The 21,807-nt window shown below is 67.7% G+C and carries 17 protein-coding genes; 6 read left to right on the forward strand and 11 right to left on the reverse strand.

The window, feature by feature from the left end:
- Positions 1-222: 222 nt before the first annotated feature.
- Positions 223-1,083 (forward strand): ferritin-like domain-containing protein, encoded by an 861-nt coding sequence (locus AC1DOX_RS07875; protein ID WP_441616920.1) that lies wholly within the window; start codon positions 223-225, stop codon positions 1,081-1,083.
- Positions 1,084-1,100: 17 nt separating this feature from the next.
- Positions 1,101-2,243, forward strand: coding sequence for a glycosyltransferase (locus tag AC1DOX_RS07880; protein WP_441616845.1), 1,143 nt, complete (start codon positions 1,101-1,103; stop codon positions 2,241-2,243).
- Positions 2,244-2,309: 66 nt separating this feature from the next.
- On the opposite strand, the gene hpnA is transcribed toward AC1DOX_RS07880, so the two are convergent.
- A complete protein-coding gene (gene hpnA, locus AC1DOX_RS07885) occupies positions 2,310-3,362 on the reverse strand; it encodes a hopanoid-associated sugar epimerase (RefSeq protein ID WP_441616918.1) in 1,053 nt (350 codons plus the stop codon).
- Between the two features lie 150 nt (positions 3,363-3,512).
- On the opposite strand from hpnA, the gene ispH reads away from it, so the two are divergent.
- Positions 3,513-4,511: a 4-hydroxy-3-methylbut-2-enyl diphosphate reductase gene (gene ispH / locus AC1DOX_RS07890; protein WP_441616843.1), complete on the forward strand. Its 999-nt coding sequence runs from the start codon at positions 3,513-3,515 to the stop codon at positions 4,509-4,511.
- 33 nt (positions 4,512-4,544) lie between these two features.
- Entirely contained in the window at positions 4,545-5,711 is a 1,167-nt protein-coding gene (gene hpnH, locus AC1DOX_RS07895) for an adenosyl-hopene transferase HpnH (protein WP_092137270.1), read from the forward strand.
- Positions 5,712-5,907: 196 nt separating this feature from the next.
- Here hpnH and AC1DOX_RS07900 read toward each other — a convergent pair whose 3' ends face one another.
- Positions 5,908-6,531, reverse strand: a complete 624-nt coding sequence (locus AC1DOX_RS07900; protein ID WP_092137269.1) for an MlaC/ttg2D family ABC transporter substrate-binding protein — start codon at positions 6,529-6,531, stop codon at positions 5,908-5,910.
- 169 nt (positions 6,532-6,700) lie between these two features.
- Here AC1DOX_RS07900 and hpnN point away from each other — a divergent pair, with 169 nt between their 5' ends.
- Together hpnN and AC1DOX_RS07910 are read left to right on the forward strand one after the other, a co-directional pair.
- On the forward strand, positions 6,701-9,427 hold the full coding sequence (gene hpnN, locus AC1DOX_RS07905) for a hopanoid transporter HpnN (RefSeq protein WP_477101268.1): 2,727 nt from the start codon (positions 6,701-6,703) through the stop codon (positions 9,425-9,427).
- Between the two features lie 96 nt (positions 9,428-9,523).
- On the forward strand, positions 9,524-10,471 hold the full coding sequence (locus AC1DOX_RS07910) for an MlaA family lipoprotein (RefSeq protein WP_441616838.1): 948 nt from the start codon (positions 9,524-9,526) through the stop codon (positions 10,469-10,471).
- 279 nt (positions 10,472-10,750) lie between these two features.
- Here the strand turns inward: AC1DOX_RS07910 and AC1DOX_RS07915 are convergent, their stop codons facing one another.
- The 9 genes from AC1DOX_RS07915 to AC1DOX_RS07955 form a co-directional block, all read right to left on the reverse strand.
- Positions 10,751-13,174 carry a CHASE2 domain-containing protein gene (locus tag AC1DOX_RS07915; protein ID WP_441616836.1) on the reverse strand — a complete coding sequence of 808 codons (2,424 nt, stop codon included), beginning with the start codon at positions 13,172-13,174 and terminating at the stop codon, positions 10,751-10,753.
- The gene (locus AC1DOX_RS07920) at positions 13,149-13,400 is read right to left on the reverse strand and encodes a hypothetical protein (protein ID WP_441616835.1); all 252 of its coding nucleotides are present in this window, start codon (positions 13,398-13,400) and stop codon (positions 13,149-13,151) included. Before AC1DOX_RS07920 ends, AC1DOX_RS07915 begins: the two co-directional genes overlap by 26 nt.
- Positions 13,337-14,854: a FecR domain-containing protein gene (locus AC1DOX_RS07925; RefSeq protein ID WP_441616833.1), complete on the reverse strand. Its 1,518-nt coding sequence runs from the start codon at positions 14,852-14,854 to the stop codon at positions 13,337-13,339. Before AC1DOX_RS07925 ends, AC1DOX_RS07920 begins: the two co-directional genes overlap by 64 nt.
- Positions 14,847-15,572: a response regulator transcription factor gene (locus tag AC1DOX_RS07930; protein WP_441616831.1), complete on the reverse strand. Its 726-nt coding sequence runs from the start codon at positions 15,570-15,572 to the stop codon at positions 14,847-14,849. Before AC1DOX_RS07930 ends, AC1DOX_RS07925 begins: the two co-directional genes overlap by 8 nt.
- A 227-nt stretch (positions 15,573-15,799) precedes the next feature.
- Positions 15,800-17,170 carry an exopolysaccharide Pel transporter PelG gene (gene pelG, locus AC1DOX_RS07935; RefSeq protein ID WP_441616829.1) on the reverse strand — a complete coding sequence of 457 codons (1,371 nt, stop codon included), beginning with the start codon at positions 17,168-17,170 and terminating at the stop codon, positions 15,800-15,802.
- Position 17,171: 1 nt separating this feature from the next.
- Entirely contained in the window at positions 17,172-18,761 is a 1,590-nt protein-coding gene (gene pelF, locus AC1DOX_RS07940; protein WP_441616827.1) for a GT4 family glycosyltransferase PelF, read from the reverse strand.
- Positions 18,758-19,747, reverse strand: a complete 990-nt coding sequence (locus AC1DOX_RS07945) for a tetratricopeptide repeat protein (RefSeq protein WP_441616825.1) — start codon at positions 19,745-19,747, stop codon at positions 18,758-18,760. The genes pelF and AC1DOX_RS07945 overlap by 4 nt, the downstream gene beginning before the upstream one ends.
- A 3-nt stretch (positions 19,748-19,750) precedes the next feature.
- On the reverse strand, positions 19,751-21,229 hold the full coding sequence (locus tag AC1DOX_RS07950) for a PelD GGDEF domain-containing protein (RefSeq protein WP_441616823.1): 1,479 nt from the start codon (positions 21,227-21,229) through the stop codon (positions 19,751-19,753).
- A gap of 23 nt (positions 21,230-21,252) precedes the next feature.
- On the reverse strand, positions 21,253-21,801 hold the full coding sequence (locus tag AC1DOX_RS07955; protein ID WP_441616821.1) for a penicillin-binding protein activator LpoB: 549 nt from the start codon (positions 21,799-21,801) through the stop codon (positions 21,253-21,255).
- Positions 21,802-21,807 lie beyond the last annotated feature (6 nt).

The following is a 21,807-nucleotide window of genomic DNA, read 5'->3' on the forward strand; positions in this document are numbered from 1 at the left end:
ATCGCGCGGTGATTGCCCCGCCGGCCGCCTCACGCGCGGCAGTGCGATATCGTCACGCGCTCGATACAATGGCTCCGCAATCCCCTGCCCAGAGAGCCGATGAAAAAAGAATTCGACATGGATGGCGTCGTGGCTGACCTGCCAGCAGCCAGCGCCGAAGCACGGGCCGCCGCGGTGGCCGCCACGATTGCCCGTGCGGCCGTCGACCAGGCCGATCATGCGATGCGCAACTGGTCGGATCCCACCCCGGGGCCGCTCCGCATCGGGTCGGCCGAACACCTGCGCATGTTCTGCAACATGCTGCTGCAAACCCACAACCCCTATAAGCCCGCGGTCATCGACTGGCCGGCGCTGTCGCCTGACGCGCTGAAGCGTGTGACGTCGCTGCCAATCTGGGACATTGCCGTGCAGACCGAAGGCCGCGCTTCCGTGCGCGTGCGGAGCTACGCCAGCACTGTCCGCGATCCGTTGTTGCGCAGCGCCCTGGAAATGGACGGCGACGAGGAGGCGCGCCACAAGGTCGTGCTGTCGAAGCTGGTGGAAGCCTATGGCATCGCGCTGGCACCGGAGCCCGAATACCTGCCGCCCGCCGACCGGGAATGGGGCTGGCTGGTGACCGGCTACAGCGAATGCATCGACAGTTTCGCCGCGTTCGGGCTGTTTGCCGCGGCCAAGGATTCGGGCTACTTCCCGGCGGAGCTGGTGGAGACATTTGAGCCCGTGATCCAGGAGGAAGGCCGGCATATCCTGTTTTTTGCGAACTGGATCGCCTGGTACCGTGCCAGCCTGCCATGGTGGCGCCGCCCGGCATTCGCCTTCAAGGTCTGCCGGGTCTGGTTCTTCCTGATCCGGGAACGCATTGGCATCGCCCGGGGCATCGACGTGGATGTCGAAGGCGCGGCCCAGGATGCCAACTTCCCGATGAACGCGGCCGAGTCGCTGGGCCAGACGCTGTCCGCCGGCGCCATGGTCGATCTCTGCCTGGCCGAGAACGAACGGCGCATGGCGGGGTATGATGCGCGCCTTGTGCGTCCGACCACCGTGCCCTGGCTGGCCCGGCTGGCCCGACGCTTCATCCACTAATCAGGAACGACGCAGTCATGGCGTTTGGATTGTCTCTGCTGACCCTCGTGGTCTGGTGCGTGCTGGTGTTTGCCCGCGCCGGTTTCTGGCGTGTGCGCAAGCCGGCGCCGTCCCCCCGTCCCGCCGCGTGGCCGGCAGTAGTCACCGTGATCCCGGCGCGCAACGAGGCCGATGTTATCGGCCGCGCCGTCACCGGAGTGCTGGGCCAGCACTATGCGGGCCGCCTGCACCTGGTGGTGGTCGACGATCATAGTACCGACGGGACCGCCGATATCGCGCGCGCCGCCGCCCTGGCAATCGGCAAGGCCGATGCCCTGACCGTGGTGACCGCCCGCGAATTGCCGGCCGGCTGGAGCGGCAAGGTGTGGGCGCAGTCGGAAGGTCTGGCGGAAGCGGATATCCAAGTGCCGGACGCTGCATTCACGTGGCTGACCGACGCCGACATCTGGCACGGCCCGCAGACCCTGACCGAACTGGTGGCCCGCGCCGAGGACGAGCAGCGCGACCTGGTCTCCCTGATGGTGCGCCTGCGCTGCGACTCCGCCTGGGAGCGCATGATCGTGCCGGCTTTTGTGTTCTATTTCGCCAAACTCTATCCATTCTCCCGCGTGGCAGATCCGCGCAGCCGTGTCGCGGCCGCCGCGGGCGGGTGCATGCTGGCGCGCCGCTCCGCGCTGGCACGGATCGGCGGATTCGCCGCCATTCGGGGCGAGCTGATCGACGATTGCAGCCTGGCGGCGCAAATCAAGGCCGGGGGCTCGATCCGGCTGGATCTGGCGGACGACAGCATTTCGCTGCGCCCCTATGACGACTGGCAGAGCCTGTGGAACATGATCGCCCGCAGCGCCTATACCCAGTTGCACTACTCGCCGCTGATGCTGGCGGGGGCCACGCTGGGCATGATCCTCACCTACTTCGCGCCGCCCGTGCTGGCGCTGGCCGGTGGCGCGGCGCTGTGGCCGGCATGGCTGGCCTGGATCCTGATGGCGGCAAGTTACCGGCCGATGCTGCGCGAATACCGCCAGCCGGCGTGGATGGCGCCGCTACTGCCCGTAACGGCGCTGTTCTACCTCGGCGCGACCCTCGATTCCGCCCGCCGCTACTGGCTGCGGCGCGGCGGGCAGTGGAAGGGACGCTCCCAGGCGCCGGTGCGGTCCTGATCCGGACCGCCCGCATTCCCCTGCCCGCGCGGCCGTCGCCTTGGAGGCTCCTTTTTAAGCAACCTCTTATTTGAGATAGCCAGCCTGCCGGAACCAGTCGAGTGCGTCGCGCAGGCCTTGCTGATAGGGCCGGGGGGCGTAGCCGAGTTCGCGCTGGGCCTTGGCCGAGGTGAAGAACATCCGGTATTGCGACATCTTCAGGCCGTCCACGGTCACGAAGGGCTCCTTGCCAGTAAAGCGCGCCACGGTTTCGGCCGCGCGGGCCAGCGGATACAGCGGCCAGCGCGGCAGTTGAATGGTCGGCGCCTTGCGGCCTGTCATTTGCGCAATGTCATGCAGCATCTGCTGGAGCGTCACGTCCTGCCCGCCAAGGATGTAGCGCTCGCCTACCTTGCCGCGGTCCAGCGCCAGGAAGTGGCCGGTTGCCACGTCATCCACGTGCGCCAGGTTCAGTCCCGTATCCACGAAGGCCGGAATCTTGCCGGTGGCTGCCTCGACAATGATCCGGCCGGTCGGCGTGGGCCGCACGTCTCGCGGGCCGATCGGCGTCGACGGATTCACGATCACGGCCGGCAGCCCCTCGGCCACCATGCGCTCGACCTCCCGCTCCGCCAGCACCTTGCTGCGTTTGTAGGCGCCGATGGCCTCGTGGCCGGCCATCGCGGCCGTCTCGTCCACGGGCGCCGTGGCACCGGCCACGCGAAGGGTCGCGACGCTGCTGGTATAGACAATGCGCTCCACCCCGGCCTGGCGTGCCGCCGTCATCACGGTCACCGTGCCGTCGACGTTCGATCGCACGATTTCCTCGGGATCGGGCGCCCAGAGACGGTAATCGGCCGCCACGTGGAACAGGTAGCGCACGCCATCCATCGCGCGGGCCATGGACGCCCCGTCGCGCATATCGCCCTCGACCACCTCCACCGGCAGGCCCGTCAGGTTGGCGCGCGGGCTGGTGGCGCGCACCAGCACCCGGACCTGGAAGCCCCGGTCGAGTGCCTGTCGCATMACAGACGAACCCAGGAAGCCCGACGCACCGGTCACCAAAATGCAATTGTTAATTTCAAATCCCCTGTCTTCTATTAGCGGTTTCTGGCCGTTGATGTTGCCATAACGGCCCATTCGGGCCGAAAAAACGGTGTTGGCCGCGGCCAACGCGCCAGACAAGAAAATCGGCACCGGTATATAGTAACCACCGTGAGCCGAAAAAGTGATGCCGGAATACCAATTTCAGATGTTCAATATTTGTAAAAGGGTCGGGGGGCCGTCTCTATGCAGGTGATTCTTGCCCAGCCTCGGGGCTTCTGTGCAGGCGTGGTCCGCGCGATTGAAATCGTCGACCGCGCCCTCGTGAAGCACCATGCCCCCGTTTACGTGCGACACGAGATCGTACACAACAAGCACGTCGTCGAAGGCCTCAGGCAAAAGGGCGCCCGGTTCGTCGAAGAACTGGAAGAAGTCCCCAGTGGCGCAGTCACCATTTTCAGTGCCCACGGGGTATCGCGCGAAGTGGTGGCGGATGCCCAGCGCCGCGAGCTGCACGCCATCGACGCCACCTGCCCCCTCGTCATCAAGGTCCATACCCAGGGCCGCCAGTACGCCGCCGCCGGCCGCCACGTGATACTGATCGGTCACGCGGGGCACCCGGAAGTGGAAGGCACGATGGGCCAGATTCCTGGCAAGGTCATCCTGGTCCAGAACGAAGCCGACGTGGAAAAACTGGAGCTGCCGACCGATGCGCCGGCAGCCTATATCACGCAAACCACGTTGTCGGTTGACGACACCCGTAATATCATTGCGGCGCTTGGCCGGCGCTTTACCAACCTGGTAGGCCCGAATACGCGCGATATCTGCTACGCCACGCAGAACCGCCAGACCGCGGTGCGCGAATTGTCCGCCCATGTGGACGTCATTCTCGTGATTGGCGCCACGAACAGCTCCAATTCCAACCGGCTGCGTGAAATCGGCACGGAAAGCGGTGTGCCGAGTTACCTGATCGCCGACGGCAGCGAACTCGATCCCGCCTGGGTGCGGGACGCGAACGTCGTCGGTATTACCGCGGGAGCCTCGGCGCCCGAGGAAATGGTGGAAGACGTCATCGCGGCATTGCGCCGCCTCGGTCCGGTCGATGTGTCGACCATGGAAGGCATCGAGGAACATGCCGAATTCCGCCTGCCGGCCGAACTGGCCGACGCTAGCCTGGCCGCGCCGGCCAGAAAGACAACTGAAAAGAGCGATACGCGCCTTGCCGACCAGACGGCGGCAGGCTGAATCGCAACGCTGAACCCTCACAGGAAGCACCCCTTGGCCATTCCGTTTCTGCAGGTTGCCCGCGTAGGCACCTACATCGCACGCAAGCACCTGTCCGGGCAAAAGCGCTACCCGCTCGCCCTGATGCTTGAGCCCCTGTTCCGCTGCAACCTGGCCTGCTCGGGCTGCGGCAAGATCGATTATCCGGACCCCATCCTCAACCAGCGCCTGTCGGTGCAGGAGTGCCTGGAGGCCGTGGACGAATGCGGCGCCCCCGTGGTGTCGATTGCCGGCGGCGAGCCGCTGCTGCACAAGGACATGCCCGAGATCGTGCGCGGCATCATCGCGCGCAAGCGCTTTGTCTACCTGTGCACCAACGCGCTGCTGCTGGAAAAGAAGATCGACCAGTACAAGCCCAGCCCGTACTTCGTCTGGTCCATCCACCTGGATGGCGACCGTGAGATGCACGACCATTCCGTGAACCAGGAAGGCGTCTACGACCGTTGCGTCGAGGCGATCCGTCTGGCCAAGGAACGTGGCTTCCGCGTGAACATCAACTGCACGCTGTTCAACGACGCCAAGCCGGACCGCGTGGCGAAGTTCTTCGACTCCGTGAAGGCGATGGGCGTGGACGGCATCACCGTCTCCCCGGGCTACGCCTACGAGCGCGCCCCGGACCAGCAGCACTTCCTGAACCGCAACAAGACCAAGCAACTCTTCCGCGACATTCTGTCGCGCGGTCGCGCCGGCAAGAACTGGGCGTTCAGCCAGTCCACGATGTTCCTGGACTTCCTGGCCGGCAACCAGACCTACAAATGCACGCCGTGGGGCAACCCGGCCCGCACCGTGTTCGGCTGGCAGCGTCCGTGCTACTTGGTGGGCGAAGGTTATGTGAAGACCTTCAAGGAGCTGATGGAAGAGACCGACTGGGACGCGTACGGCGTCGGCCACTATGAAAAGTGCGCCGATTGCATGGTCCACAGCGGCTTCGAAGCCACGGCCGTGGCCGACACCTTCTCGCATCCGCTGAAGGCGCTCGGCGTGAGCCTGCGCGGCGTGCGGACCGAGGGCCCGATGGCGCCGGACATTTCGCTCGACAAGCAGCGCCCCGCGGACTACGTGTTCTCGCGCCACGTCGAGATCAAGCTGTCCGAGATCGGCAACCTGAAGAAAGCCCAGGGTAGCCGCGCGGAAGCAGCCCAAGCACAAGCCACTCATTAAGAACGGGTAGCGATTGCGGGCCGCACGAGACCACGTGTCTCGTGCGGCCCGTTTCCATTTCCGGGGTGCCCCAGCCCGAATCACGTGCAGCTCTCGGCACAAATAGCATGAAGCCGTCCCGACTACGTTTGTCGTCAGGACGGCTTCATGTTTTTCCGGCCGGCAATCTCAGCAACAGCCGGCGGATGTGCGGAACTTAGGGTCGCGCGTTGTGTTTGGTCAGATACGCCACCAGGCCGTCCACGCCGTCGCGTGCGACGATGTCCGCGAACTGCTTGCGATACACCTCGATCAGCCAGGCGCCCATCATGTTGATGTCGTAGATCTTCCAGCCGTTGGCGCCACGCTGCAGCCGGTAGTCGATCAGCATCTCGTCGCCGTTGTTAAGCACACGGGTGGCGACGACCGCGTCATTGGCATTGCTGCCCGCGGCGGCCGGTTTGTAGGTGAATTTGGGGCTCTGGTCGCGCAGTTGGGACAGCGACACCGCGTAGCTGCGGACCAGGAGTGCAGTGAATTGCTCCTGGAGCTTTTTTTGCTGCTCTGGGGTAGCCTGCTTCCAGGTGTTGCCCAGCGCCAGCCGCGTGGTGCGGCCAAAGTCGGTGTAGGGCAGGAACTCGCGCTGGACCACGGCGGTAATTTTTGCAAGGTCTCCGCTGCGCGTCTCCGGATCTGACTTGATCTTGGTGATCACGCCCTCCACGGCCGATTGCACGAGCTTGTCGGGTGATGCGCTGGTCTGTGCATGGGCGGTGGACACCACCATCACGGCGGCGATGGGAGCGATGACGGCAGCGGTAAGGAATCCGTGTCGGTTCATAACGATCTGATGCTATAGGTGTCGACCAATCGGCCAGTCGGCCCAGTATATAGCGGATCGCAACCGGGCCGACCGCATGACGCACGCGGCACCCTGCCCGCCAACCGCTATACTCCGGGCTGCTGCCCCCTGCGCCCGGCCCTTGCCGGGCGCCGATGACTCAACGCACATGATCAGATCGCTGCTGACCCGTACCGTCAAATTCGCCACCGTCCGCGCCTGGACCGTGATCGGTATTGCCTTGTTGCTGACCGTCGGCAGTGGCATCTACGTGGCCCGCAATTTCGCCATCAACACCGATATCAGCCGCCTGCTGGAATCGGACGCGCCGTGGGCCAGGAACGATGCCGCCATCAGCGAGGCCTTCCCCCAACGGGACAAGATGATCCTGGCCGTCGTGCAGGCGCCCGCCAAGGAACTGGCCGATGCCGCCGCCAATGAGCTGGCCGATGCGCTGCGCCAGCAGACCAAGCGGTTTCGTGCCGTGGGCCAGCCCGGCTCCGGCCCATTCTTCGAACGCAACGGCCTGCTGTTTGCCGACACCGCCACGGTCAACGACATGGCGGAGAAGCTGACGCAGGCTCGCCCGCTCATCAACAGCCTGGCCCATGACCCCACCCTGCGTGGCCTGGCCGACCTGCTAACGACCACGCTGACCCTGCCGCTGCAGCTCGGCCAGGTAAAGCTGGGCGACATGGAAAAGCTGCTCGCGGCCAGCGCCACCACCGTCGACGGCGTGCTGGCGAAGAAGCCCGTGGCGCTGTCCTGGCTCGGCCTGGTCGATGACGGCCTCAAACCCAATGCCGACGGACGCGCCTTCAGCTTTGTCACGCTCTCGCCGGTGCTCGACTTCAGCGACCTGCAGGCCGGCGCCGGCGCCAGCGACACCATCCGCGCCGCCGCCGCCAGCCTCAAGCTCGAGGAGCGCTACGGCGCCGTGGTGCGCCTGACCGGCCCGCAGCCGCTGGCCGACGACGAGTTCGCGTCCGTCAGCGATGGTGCGGTGCTCAACGGCGTGCTGACGCTGGTCGTGGTCATCGGCATCCTGTGGATGGCGCTGCGCTCGGGCCGCCTGATCCTGGCCGTGCTGGCCAGCCTGATTTCCGGCCTGCTGATGACGGCGGCGCTGGGCCTGATGATGGTCGGCGCTCTGAACATGATCTCGGTCGCGTTCGCGGTGCTGTTCGTCGGCCTGGGGGTGGACTTCGGCATCCAGTTTGGCGTGCGCTATCGGGCCGAGCGGCACGAGCACGACGACCTCGTCACCGCGCTCACGCTGACCGCGCGAGACGTGGGCACGCCGCTCACGCTGGCGGCGGCAGCCACGGCGGCGGCATTCTTCTGCTTCCTGCCCACCGACTACCGGGGCGTGGCCGAGCTTGGCAAGATCGCCGGCGTCGGCATGTTCATCGCATTTGGCACCACGTTCACGCTGCTGCCGGCCCTGATTCGCGTTCTCGCCCCGCCGGGCGAGAACGAGGCCCCCGGTTTTGCCTGGCTGGCGTCCGCCGACACGTTCTTCGAGCGCCACCGCAAGGGCGTGCTGGTAGGCGTGCTCGGCACGATCCTGGCGGGTGCCCCACTGCTGCCCCATCTGCGCTTCGACTTTGACCCGCTGCACCTGAAAGACCCGCACTCGGAGTCGATGTCGACGCTGCTCGCGCTGAAGGATGCGCCGCAGGCCGGCACCGATGACGTCAAGGTCCTCGCGCCGTCGCTGGCCGCAGCCGGGCAGATCGATGCCAGACTGCGCACCCTGCCCGAAGTCGAGCGCGTGGTCACGCTGCAAACGTTCACCCCGGACGATCAGCCGGCCAAGCTCGCCGCCATCGCGGGCATGGCCAAGACGTTGATGCCGTCCCTCACGCAGACGCCGTCCGAGCCGGCCGACGACGCGCGGCGTGTCGCCTCGCTGCGCAATGCATCGCGGCAGCTGGCCCTGGCCGCCGAGGACCACCCCGGTCCGGGCGCCGCCGCCGCCGAGCACCTGTCCCGGGGGCTCAAGAAGCTGGCCGACGCCGACGCCGCCACGCGCGACCGCGCGGAACGGGCCATTGCCCTGCCGCTGCGGCTGGCGCTGGCCAAGCTGCAACGCGCACTGCAGCCGGAGCCCATCACGCTGCAGACGCTGCCGCCCGATCTGGTGCGCGACTGGCTGGCCCCCGACGGGCGCGCGCTGGTCAGCGTAAGCCCCAGGCTGCCGCCGCCGGGCGTGAAGAATGACGATGCCCGGCAAACCGCGCTCAACCGCTTCCTGGAGGTGATCGCCCGCGTCCAGCCCGATGCCACCGGCGGCCCCATCGCCATCAAGGGCTCGGCAGACACCATCATGACCGCGTTCGGCCATGCCGGGCTGTGGGCCGTGCTGTCGATCGCGGTACTGCTCTGGATCACGCTGCGCCGCATCAGCGATGTACTGCGCACGCTGATCCCGCTGCTGGTCTCGGCCATCGTCACGCTGGAGCTCTGCGTGGTGTTCGGCATCGCCCTGAATTTCGCCAACGTGATTGCGCTGCCACTGCTGCTGGGGATTGGCGTCGCCTTCAAGATCTACTACGTGATTGCCTGGCGCCACGGCAAGACCAAGCTGCTGCAATCGAGCCTGACGCATGCTGTGCTCTACAGCGCGGCCACCACGGCCACGGCCTTCGGCAGCCTCTGGCTGTCCCACCACCCTGGCACGGCCAGCATGGGCAAGCTGCTGGCGCTGGCGCTGTTCTGCACGCTGGCGGGCGCGGTGTTCTTCCAGCCGATCCTGATGGGGCGTCCACGCAGACTCTCCACCGGGCGGGTCGATCCGCTCGGCCCGTCGCTGCCCCCCTTGACGGTGGCTACGACCATCGGAAATTCCGCCGATAACCATGGTGGACCAGACAACGGAAATACCAGGCGGTAAGTCCCGGCATTCCGGTATCGTTGCCGTCTGAATCTGACGCTTGAAGTCACGGCGGCTGGCCCCATAACAAGTCACCAAAAGTACAACCGTCTCACCATGCTCTCCCGTTTCTCACAGAAGCGCTCCGTGCCAGCGCGCCCCGCCCCGTTTGCCAATGCGCTGGCCGTTGCCGCGCTCGCCGTGATCTCCACCGGCTGCGCCACCGGCCCGCAAGCCAATCCGGACGATCCGCTGGAGCCGATGAACCGCGTGGTATTCACGGTCAACGACAAGGCGGATGAGTACGTGGCCGTGCCGCTCGCCAAGGGCTACAAGGCGGTCACGCCGGAGCCCGTACGCATCGCGGTGACAAACTTCTTCGCGAACCTGTCGGACGTGGGCAACTTCGCCAACAACGTGCTGCAAGGCAAGGGCACGGACGCGGCGGAAAGCCTGATGCGGGTGGCGATCAACTCGGTGCTCGGCATCGGCGGCCTGATCGACATCGCCACGCCGGCCGGCCTGCAACGCCACTCGCAGGATCTGGGGCTGACGCTGGGCACATGGGGTTTCCCGTCCGGTCCGTACCTGGTCCTGCCGCTGTTCGGCCCCAGCTCGATCCGTGATGGCATCGGGCTGGCAGGCCAGTTCTACCTCGACCCGGCACACTACCTCGACCCCGCGTGGCGCAATTCGCTGTTCGGCGTCAACGTGATCAACGTACGGACCAACCTGCTCGGCGCCACGGACCTGCTCTCGCAGGCCGCGCTGGACAAGTACGCCTTCGTGCGCGACGGCTACCTGCAGCGCCGTCGGTACCTGCTGGGCGAGGGCGGAAATCAGTTGCCGTCGTACGAGGAAGATGAAGACACGGGCGCGACTCCGGGCACGCCATCGCCGTCTACACCGTCTACCCCCTCTACGCCCTCCACACCGTCCGCACCCTCCAAGCCCTCAGCACCCGCCACGCCGGATGCACCGGGCAAGCCGGAAGCCTCCGGCACCGCAGCGGAACCGGCCGCACCTGCGCCGGCCGCCACGCCTGCACCGGAGCCGGCCAAGTAACGGAAGCACCGAGGGAAGCGCTGAGGGAAGCGCCGAGTCGCTGACACGGGGGATACAAGGCCGCCCCGCATGGGGGGTCTACCGAAGGGGATCTGCCGAGTGGGGTCTGCCGAGCGCGCCTTTGCCAGGATCGACAGAAAAAGCTGTGTCCGCGCCGTAGACCGACGCGGACACAAAATCGCGGATGCGGTGTCCGCGACCCGCAGATCGTAGGCAATTTTTGCAAAACCAACTGCCAACAATTGTGTCGGCAACCGGGTGTGCGAAACGATCCGCGCTCTAGCTGATACGGCTGCGACGCGGCAACAAAATGGTAAATGTCGCGCCGGCGCCCGCCTCGCTGGCCACGGTGACGCGGCCGCCATGACGCTCCGCCACCGTCTTCACGAACACCAGCCCCAATCCGCTGCCCCCGGGCGCATCAGCACGGGCATGGTGAACGCGGCTGAACGGCCGGAACAGCCGGGACTGCGCCTCGCGCGGAATCCCCGGCCCCTTGTCCTCCACGTCGATGGCCATGTACGGCCCCACGCGCCGCAACCGCACCACCACGGATTGGCCGGGCGGGCCGAACTTGATCGCATTGCTGACCAGGTTGGCGATGGCGCGCACCAGCAGCACTGGCGCCGCGCGCAGCGGCGCACAGTCGGCATCCATGTCCAGTTGCAATTCGATGCCGCGCGCCTTGGCCAGCGCCCAAAGCTCATCGGTAGCATCCATCACCAGCGTGGCCAGGTCCACTTCGGCAAACACCAGATTCTGGGATTCCGCCTGCGCCAGCCGGATGAAGTCGTCCGCCAGCGCCAGCGTGCGGTGCGCGTGCTCGCCGATCCGGCCGAGCAACTGGTCCTGCGGCAGGGCCCGCTCCGGACGCGACTGCAGGTCGATCAGCGCCAGGATGGAAGCCTGCGGCGAACGCATGTCGTGCGAGAGGAAGTGCAAGGTCTGCTCGCGCTGGCGCTCGGCGCGGCGCACCGCGGTGATATCGATCAGGCTGACGATCACGCCGGCCGGGCGGCCCGCCTCGCCGTGCAGCGGCGCACCGTGCAGCAGGTAGCGGCGATCGTCCTCCGTGGCCAGCTCCACGCCGTGTGAATCGGCGGAAGACATGACCGGCGCGTCGGACTCCATCACCGCGCACAGCGCATCCCAGTAGACGAGCCCCGGGCCCGGCACCGGGAACAATGACTCGATGATGTCCGGCAGGCCCGGCCGATCCAGTCCGCCGTAGGCATCGGCATGGGCACCGGGGCCGTCGCCCGCGCCGTCCTGCGGCAGTCCGTTGATACCGCTCAGCACCGCGGGCGCCAGCGCCACCGCGCGCCGGTTGGCCACCAGGATGCCGCCGTCCAGATTGCAGATCACCGTGGCCTCGGGCAGGCTTTCCAGCCCGTCCGACAGGAAGCGGCGCATATCCCGCAGGCGCGCGGTCATGCCATAGACGGCCAGCATGCGGCCATCGAGCGAATGGTCGGGACGCGTCCGCAACGGCAACAGCCCGGGTTCCAGCGCCAGCCGCCCCAGTTCCTCCGACAGGAAACGCAAGGCTGCCTCCTGCCGGCGCCAGCTCCAGAGCGGATAGACCAGCAGGCATCCGAGCACGCCGGCCGCCGGCGCGAACCACAGGTGCGCCTGCGCCACCAGCAACAGGCTGCCGCCCACCAGCGCCATCACCAGCAGGCCGGTCGCGAGCAGCGCATCGCGCGGGGTCAGCAGCAGCGCCGCCCACGCAGCCAGCAGCACGGGCAGCATCGTGCCGGTCCAGAACACGGCGGGCGGCACCGCGACGATGCCATCGCCGTCCACCAGCGCCTGCAGCGTGTTGGCCAGGATTTCCACGCCGCTCATGCCGCGCCCGTCGCGCGACACCGGCGTCGGGAACACGTCGCCCAGCCCCGTGGCCATCGCCCCGACGATCACGGACTTGCCACGGAAGTACCCTGCCCCGACCTGGCCCGTCAGGACGTCCAGTACCGGCACGCGTGTGAATGTTCCCGGCGGCCCGGCAAACGGAATCCGCAGGCGGTCGTGACTGATCCAGCCGGCGGCGTCCACGCGCCGGGCGGGTTCGTGACGCCAGGATTCCAGCGTTGCTGGCGAAGCGTGCCCGAACGCCGCCATGGCCGCGGCAAAGTGCCAGACCGGCCGCGCATCGTCGTCGCCTTCGCGCAGATAGACCTGCCGCGCCAGCCCGTCCGCATCGACCACCAGGTTGATATGCCCCATCCCCGCACCGAATCCGTCCATCGGCCCGCGCATGGCCGGGCCGTCCGGGCCGGATTCCGCCACCACGGGCAGGATCACGTTGCCGGCGCGCGCCAGGCTGCGCGCCAGTGCGGCATCGTCGGTCGGGTAGCGCGTATCGGCTTCGGACAGGATCACGTCCATGCCGATGACTTGCGGCTTGTCCGCGGCGATGCGGTCGATCAGCGCTGCCAGCACCGACCGTCGCCACGGCCAGCGGCCCAGCGCATTGATGCTGGCATCGTCCACGGCGACGATCACGATGTCGTCGCGCGCCGGATGCGCCTGGCTGGCCACGGCCAGGTCCAGTACCGCCAGGTCCGCCCGCGCGAACCACTCGTAGCGCGCGACCACGGCCGTCAACGCCATCACCGCGGCCAGGAGCAGCGCCCATTCGACCAGGGTACGGCGGCGGAATCGCACCGCCCCGGGTCTACTGGACACCGAGGCGAACACCATGGCCCTCGCCACCCATGACGATGGCGCTGCCCCGCGCATCGCGCAGGACCTGAAGGATGTCGATACGCTGCGCCGCCGAAAACGCCTCCGTGGGCGGCACGGGCCGGCCCGCATCGCGCGCCACGCGAACGTAGTAGGTGCCGGGCGCCGGACGCGGCAGCGTCACGTCATTGCTTGCCGTGTGCCGCGTGACGACGTCGGACGCGAAGCCTGCGTCGGCGGACATTTGCACCACGTATCCCGTGGCGCCGGTGCTGGTGGCCGGGCCATCCTGCGCCGCCGCGCCCGCCGCACCAGCGGGCCAGCGGACGCGCAACGTCCGGCCATCGTCCTCCGGAGCCGGCGCCGGGGGCGCGGGCTCCGGAGGACGATGGCCAGCGACTCGCCCCACGGACCCGGCTGGCCCTGCGCGTCGATCGACCGCACGCGCCACCACCACTGGCCGATGGGCAGCGTATGGCGGGCTTCCGCGACGTCCATGCGCGAAATGTCGGCGTGCTGCGTGAATGCCTTGTCTGCCGCCACCGCCAGTTCATAGCCGGCGGCGGTGTCCACCCCGGCCCAGCGGAAGGTCACCGGACCGCCATGCTGCGTGCCGTCCGGTTGCGGCGCCAGCGTGAACGGCGAAGGCGGACTGAGGCGAACCGTGATAGGTCTCACGCCGGGCAGCCCCGTCAGCTGGTCCTGCGCGATGGCGTTGACGACCAGGTACAGCGGGCCTTCCGGCAACCCGGAGAGCATGGCCTCGGGCGCGTCCACCTGGCCCGAGGAGATCCATTCCGTCAGCGCGGCGTCGCGCGTCACGCCCACGCGGTAGGCAACGGCGCCCTTCACCGGCGACCATCGCACCGTCACGCTGGCACCGAGCACCGGCATCGGCACGGGCGCCACCACCGGTGCGGGCAACAGCGCGGCCGGACTGGAAACCCGGCCGGCCGGCGACACGCCCACGCCATACCCAGCCGCCACGGCCACCGTATTGCCCGGCTGGCGGCCTGCGCCCACGCTCACCTTGCCTTCCAGGACCTCGCTGCGGCTACCCTCCGCGTCCGCCGTCACGCGATAGCGCGTGCCGCGCACGCCCGTCACCATCAGCGGGGTACGCATCTCGTAGCGGCCCACGCCACCACCGTTTGGCGCCACGCGCGATTCCGCCGCACCGTGCTCGACGCCGATCACGGTATCCGTGAGCCCGCTGCGCGAGAACTTGCGCAGACGCCGCACCTGCGCGGTGGTCGACGGCGGCAGGACCACGCGGCTGCCATCCGGCAACTCCAGCGTGGCGGTACCGTCGGCGCCGGTCTCGATCCGCGCCGATTCCGCCAGCGTGGCACCGGCCCGCAGCGGCGCACCATCGGCACGCACCTGTCCGCGCACGAACGACACGCGCGCGGTGGCCAGGGTGACGGGAATCTGTGACAGCGGAATGCGGATGCGGGACCCCGGCACCAGCCGGTACGGATCGGGCACGCGATTGACCGATTGCAGCAGGCGCCAGCCATCGGGGCCGGCCATGTAGCGCGCGGCCAGCCCGATCAGGGTGTCGCCGGGCTCCACCTCGTAGATGAAGTCGTCGCCTTGCGCGCCAGCGGGACCGGCGAGCACCCCACCCGGCAGGCTGGCGCCGGCCATCACCCCGCACAGCAGCGCGCGGGCGAACCACCGCCGCGCGCTACGCATTGGCGGCCCGCCCGGTCGCGACGGGCACGGCAGCGACCTCTTCAAAACGGTAGCCGTGCGAATACACCGACATCAGTCGCACGCCGTGGTCCGGCCGCAGCGCCAGCTTGATACGCAGCCGCGAGATATGGGTGTCGAGGGTGCGGGACCCGGCCTCCATGGCGCGGCCCCAGACGGCCTGCTCGATCACATCGCGCGACAGCAGGCGGCCGATATTGCGGAACAGGAACAGCGCGAGGTCGAATTCGCGAGGGGACAGGTCGATATTGAGTCCCGACAGCATGATGACGCGCCGGCGCACGTCGATGACGTAGTCGCCCTGGCGGATCAACTGGTCGTCATGCGCGGCGTCGGGATACGCGCGGCGCAGCAGCGCCCGGACGCGCGCAATGAATTCGCCCGGACGGATGGGCTTGGCCAGGTAGTCGTCGGCGCCGATGGCGAGGCCCGCGACGATATCGGCCTCCTCCATGCGGCTGGTCAGGAACAGGATGGGCGGCAGGCGGCCGGAATGCTGGCGGACCCAGCTGACCACCTCGTAGCCGCTCACATCCGGCAGTTGCCAGTCCATGATCAGCAGGTCGAACGCCTGGTCGCGCAACGCGCGCAGGAACGCGGACCCGGTGGCAAAGCTCGCACAGGTAAAACCGGCCTCATCGAGCAACTGGACAATCTGTTCGGCCTGGCTGACGTCGTCCTCCACGGAGGCAATTCTCATACTTCCCTCTGTTGACTGCGGCCTGGGTCGGGCTCGGCGGCGCCATGTTACCCAAACGCGGCACGCTGCGTCGAGGCTACATTAGAGGGGGTCGCCGCAGGTGTTGCAACCGTGCCGCGATGCCGTGCCCTTGCGGGCGTAAGCGATCCTTGACAGACGAAAAACGTGACGGAGCCGCCCCACCGCCACCCCACCGCCACGGCGCGGCGACCCGGCGATGATCCCCCCTATTGCAGCATGTAGGTTTCGTATTCCAGCCGGTCCAGCTTGCGGTCCAATAGGTACAGGGACAGCGCCACGACGATCAGCAGCGACACCGCGAAACCGTAGCCATACCACGCCGGCCCCAGCGCCAGTGTCAGCCGCGTCAGCACGAAGTTCAGCACGACGAACGTACCGGTCAGCAGCAGCACCTCGCGGCGGCGATCCAGGTAGAAATAGATGTTCAGCACGCCCAGCAGCACCACCTGCAGGCTGGCGCCGATCACGTCCACATAGAGCAGTGGCAGGTAGAGCTCGGAGATCCCCAGCAGGTCCAGGACCCAGCGCCCCACCACGAACAGCAGCAGCGCGGCGATGGCCTGCACCTTCACGATCTCGTACAGCCCCAGGCGGATGGTCTGGACCATCGTGTTGCGCATGTCCTCGATATGCTCCAGCGAGCTGCCGCCACGCACCGCGTTGTAGAACGCGTCGTAGTACTCGACGAAGTCCGTCTCGATCCGCACCAGGAACACGGCCATGCCGGGGATGATCGCCAGGTAGGCCAGGAAGACCGGGATGTCGTAGATGATGGACGCGTGCAGCGGGCCGATCACCTGCTGGCCCGTGGACGGCGCGTACCAGAACATGAACTTGTCCAGCCAGATCCCCAGGTTGTAGAACAGGCCGATCACCACCAGGCTCGGGTATGCATGGCGCTTCTGGAAGACCTCGAACGAGATGAAGCGCTGGCTGGTGTAGTTGCGGTAGATCAGCGTGATCATGCCCACCAGCAGGCAAAGCTGCCCCGCCACGAAGCCGGCCAGCAGCCCTTCCAGGCCGTGGCCGCGCAGCCCCAGCGCGGCCAGCACCGTGATGGTGTAGCCGACGAAGAACGTCCACACGATGGCCTTGTACTGCTTCATCCCGGACAGGAAGATCGCGGCGATCCAGATATTGCTCATGATCACGAAGCCCGCGATCATCAGCAGCCGGTACAGCACGGACTGCTCCGGGAAGGCCCACACCGCGCAGGCCAGGCCGATCGTCCCCGCCAGCGCCGTGGAAAGCAGCGCCACCGCGTGGTAGTTCGACAGCACCAGGTGATCGCGGCGCTCGAACAGGCGGTCCGACGTGAAGCGCGTGAACGAGAGCTGCATCGGCCCAGTCAGGATCAGGCTGCAGGCGATCAGGTAGGTCACGGAAACCTGGAACTGTGTGATCAGCAGGCCGGGCACCACGAACCCGATGGAAAGCAGGCCGATCAGCAGGATGCCGAGGATCGACAGCACCCACGGGCCCGAGCTGATCACGCCGGCGTAGGCATAGGCGCCCAGCATGCCCGACAGGCTGTCCCGCCGGAGCATCTTGCGCAATTCGAAACCGATGCCTGCCATGTCAGCGTCCTCCGTGGACCGGGCACCGTGCCGGATTGCCACCCGCGGCGCCGTCCTGCCGCGCGTGGTCAGGCAATGCCGTCAGGGACTCGTACAGCGTGCGATAGCTGCCCACCATCTGGTCCTGTGTGTAGTAGCGTTCCACGCGCGCGATGCCGCTGGCCTGCGCCGCCTGCCAGCGCGCGGGGGCCGTCAGCAGCGCCAGCGCCGCACCGGCCAGTGCGGCCGGGTCGGCAATGCGCACCACGCCACCCGCCGCGCCCAGGTCCGCATCCTCGCCGGGCAGGCCGAAGATCAGCTCGCGGCAGGACCCCACGTCCGTCGTCACGCACGGCACGCCGGCCGCAAAGCCTTCCAGCACCACCAGCGGCAGCGCCTCGGAAATCGAACTCAGCACCAGCACGCCCACCTTGGGCAGCAGTTCGTCGATCTTCTGGAAGCCCAGGAATTTCACCTTGTCGCCCAGGCCCAGGCTTTCCGCCAGGCTGCGGCATTCGCGCGCGTATTCCGGATCCTCGTCCTCCGGTCCGGCGATCCAGCCCTCAGCATCCGGGCACTCGCGCACCACGGTCAGCATGGCGCGGATAAATGTCTTGATGTCCTTGATGGGCACCACCCGGCCGATCAGGCACAACACCGGCGGCACACCCGGCGCGCGCTTTTCGCGCAGCGCGGCCAGCCGGGGCAGGTTGATGCCGTTCGGGATGTTGCGCGTGCGCCCGACCGGCGCGCCGTCCGCCACCTGGCGGCGGCGGTTGCCTTCGTACAGCGCCACGATCTCGTCGCCGGCGTCGTAGCAGACGCGGCCCAGCGTTTCGAAGAAGCGCACCCAGAGCTCGCGGAAGTAGCTGATCTGGGAGATGTCGCGCTCGAACACGTTGCGGTTGTCGCGGATCCACTGGCTCTGGAACAGGTCGATCTTGCGTTCCTTGGTATAGATGCCGTGCTCCGACACCAGCAGGGGGCGCGCGTTGCGATAGCGCAGCATCGCTCCCAGAAAGCCGGCATAGCCCGTGGACACGGTGTGGTAGACGCGGGCCGGGATCAGCCCTTCCGCAATCCGCACCAGTTGCCAGAGCGGCTTGTGCATGATGCGGACGGTCCAGAAATAGTCCGTGAACGACGGGTCCGTGCAGAACTGGCGGTATTGCTCCGTAATGGTCTGCCAGGCGCGCTTGCTGTAGAGGAAGGCATCCTCGGACAGCGCCCCGCCCTCGCGCAGCAGCGGCATCAGTTCGCGGATCAGCTCGCCGGCGCGCGCTTCGTGGCCCGGCTCGCGCAGGATCTCGTGCAGTTCGTCCGATTTCGCGAAGGCCTTCGCGTCGCCGGCGCTGCCGTGCACCATCGGCGGCGGTGGAAAGTCGTACAGGAAATGGGATTCCAGATGCACCACGTTCTCGGGCAGCGCGTACACCATCTCGCCATAGTCCTGGCGGCGGCTGCCGATGAAGACGATGCCGAAGCGGATCTCCGGGAATGCCCGGATCATCTGGTTGACCCAGCTCGACACGCCGCCGCTCACATAGGGGAACGTGCCCTCCAGCAGCAGCATGACGTCGGCGGACGTGCCCTTGACCAATATCTCGCTCATGATTGCCAGTACCGCAGGAGGGGCCGCACCAGCGGGAGCGGCGAAGGACTGTCGAAGGCCGCCATGAGCTTGCGCACGGCGGCATAGTCGCGTTCCAGGTAGGCGGCTTCCGCCAGCAGCGGCAACACGCGCTCGCGCGCGAAGCCGAGCGACTCGGCGCGCACGAGCCATTCGCGGGCCTCGCCCGGCGCGTTGCGCGCCAGCGCCAGGCGCCCGCGCATGTACCAGAGCGCGGCATTGCCGTCGTCGATCTCCAGTGCCGCGCTGGCGTAGCGTTCCACCTGGCTCGCGGTGTAGCGGTAGACGTCGCCCTGCACCAGGTTCTGATAGATCAGCTCCCAGTACAGGTCCGCCAGCCGCTTGTTAATCTCGCCGCGCGCCTGCGGCGTGTCCGCGGCCTCCAGCCGTGGCAACTCCGCCAGGATCTGCTGCGTCAGCTGCTTCTCGGCGCCGTCGAGCATGCCGTAGGCCAGCAGCCGGATGTCGTCCGTGCTGTCCGCCAGCAGTTCGCGAAGCACCGGGCTGGCCGTGCGCGTGGGCATCGACTGCATGGCCACCAGCGCCGTCATGCGCTCCGGCAGCGGGGCGCGCGTATTGCCGAGCTGGGCGCGCAACCGCGCGCCGCCGCCGTGCGTGACGCGCTGGATCAGGTGCGTCACGAACTCCGGCAGCGCCACCGAGGCGATGCCGGTGGCATCCCGCTTGGCCGGGAACAGCTTGGAGAACAGCAGGCTGCCCAGGCACACCAGCGTGCCACCCAGCGGCACGAAGAAACAGAACGCGGCCAGGTAGAGGTAGCTCCAGAAAAACGGCACGCGGAAGCGCCGTGGCAGCAGGCGCCATAGCGCCAGCCCGAGCAGCGCGGCCGCCGTGGCCTGCAGTCCGAGGAACGACAACAGCAGCGGCAGCCCCGTGCCGCCACTGCGCAGCAGCAGCGTGAGCGCGGCGATCTGGGCGGCGGTGCCACCGATGGTCAGCTTGCCCATGCGTCAGCTTGTCCTGGTCTGGCCGGCAACCGGCGCCGGGCCGGTGCCAGGCGCCGCGTCAGCCGTGGCGGCCGTGCCGTTGCCGCCATCGATCTGGCAGCGCTGCAGCAGCCGCACCAGGGCCTCTTCCGCCCCGGTGGCCGGCACCGCCAGCGTGTACACGCCGATATGCGCGGTGGCGAAATCGGTGCCGAACTGAGCGCGCAGCATGTCCTCGATCCGCACCAGATAGGCCGATACGGCCTGGCTGTCCGACAACGGCATCAGCGTCAGCATGGCACGCTGGCGCTGGCTGCGCGCGGGCCATGCCACATCCAGCGCGCGACGGCTGCGCACCACCTGCTCGAACAGCGCGTCGCGCGCCTCGTCCAGATCGAATACCAGTGCCACCACCGAGCTTTCGATACCGGTCTCGCGACGCAGCCGCGACAGCCGCGCATAGTCCAGCGCAAACGCATACGGAATGGCCGGCGCCAGCGACTGGATGCCATGCGTGGCGTGCGCGTGCTCCACGCCGTCGGCGTAGTAGCCCATCAGCACCATCAGCAGCTGCAGGTTTTCATAGGTCAGCGACAGGAACGGCATGCGCTCCACCACCAGCACCCCGATCAGGCGGTCCGATCCGGCCAGCACCGGCGCCACGGCCACATAGCGGGTCTGCGCATCCTGCTGCAGGCCCGTGGAGCGCAGATGGGCCAGCGTGCGTGTATCCAGGCAATGCCTCACCAGCGGATCGTTCACATCCAGCGAAAAGGATCGTCCGATGCTGGCCACGGCCTCGGTGGACAAGTGGTCGCCATCACACGGATACAACGCGGCCGCCTCGACCTGGCAGGCCTGCGCCACCACCTGGAGCATCGGTTGCGCGCCGGCCAGATGGCCGACTGCCGTGTTGCCTGCGGTCTGGCCGCGCGCCGCATCCTCCAGCGCCACGCCACGCAATTGCGACAGCGTGTCGCGCAGCGTGGTCGGACGGGCCAGCAAATCGTTTTCCAGCCGCGCGTGGGAAATGCGCAGCAGGTAGTGGTTCTTGGTCAGCGCGGCCAGCCGCTCGTCCAAGTAGCGGTTCACGGCGCGCGCGCGCGCCAGGCGCGTGCCCCAGACGTCGCCGAACTGGCCAGCCACCAGCACCAGCAGCAGTCCGCCCAGGAAGAACATGCGCGGGAACGCTCCGCTGTAGGCACCCAGGCTCTCGAAGAAGAACCAGCCACCCAGCAGCATCAGCACAGCGCCCACGCCGATCAGCGTGCCGTAGCGCAGCGCCAGGATGACCGGCAGCAGCCAGGCCCAGGGAAACCCCATGCCCAGCAGCAGCGGATTCTGGGGCAGCACCAGGTACGCGAGCCCCATCGCCACCACCATGGTGACGATCAGCTCCAGCACGGCCGCCGGCCCGCTCACCGCGGGCGCCAGCCAGCGCGCATAGCGCCCGCCAAGGCCGATACCCTGCCCCTGGCGCGTCTTTTCCACGGAATTGGCCACGCGTATCACCCGTCCTTTTGCGCTCAACCTTGCATCAGCGGCGCCAGCAGGCGGCGCAGCAGCTTCTGCGCCGTGCCGGACAGCGATTCACGGCTCCAGCCGCTGTTGCTGCCCGTGGCGGACCACACCACCTGGCCGCTGGCCACGTCGATCAGTTGCAGCGAAATGCCAACCGCCGGCTCGCCATCCACGCCGACCTTGTAACGCCATTCCTGCACGGCGCCGGTTAGCGCATAGCGGGCGCGTTCGCCACGGGCCCATTCCAGCGCGCGGCCCACGGACTCGCGCTCGGCCGGCTCGAACAGCGTTTCCGGGTTCAGGGCCGCCGGATAGCGTTTCAGGTTGGCCACGCCCCCGGTCTTGAGCAGGGATTCGGCGATGGCTTCCGCACGCAGGCCGGCCTGCGGCGTCTCCGTGTAGTTCACGATCGGCAGCACGGCCACCGTGTCGCCCGGCGACATCTGCGGTGCGCGGCCCACGTCCGTCACCGCGCAACCGGCCAGCCACAGCGCCGCGCACATCGCGCCGCACCATGCCACCACCCGTCCCATGCGTGTTGTCTTCCCGTTCATGTCGAT

The organism is Cupriavidus sp. 01L415, assembly GCF_056400065.1.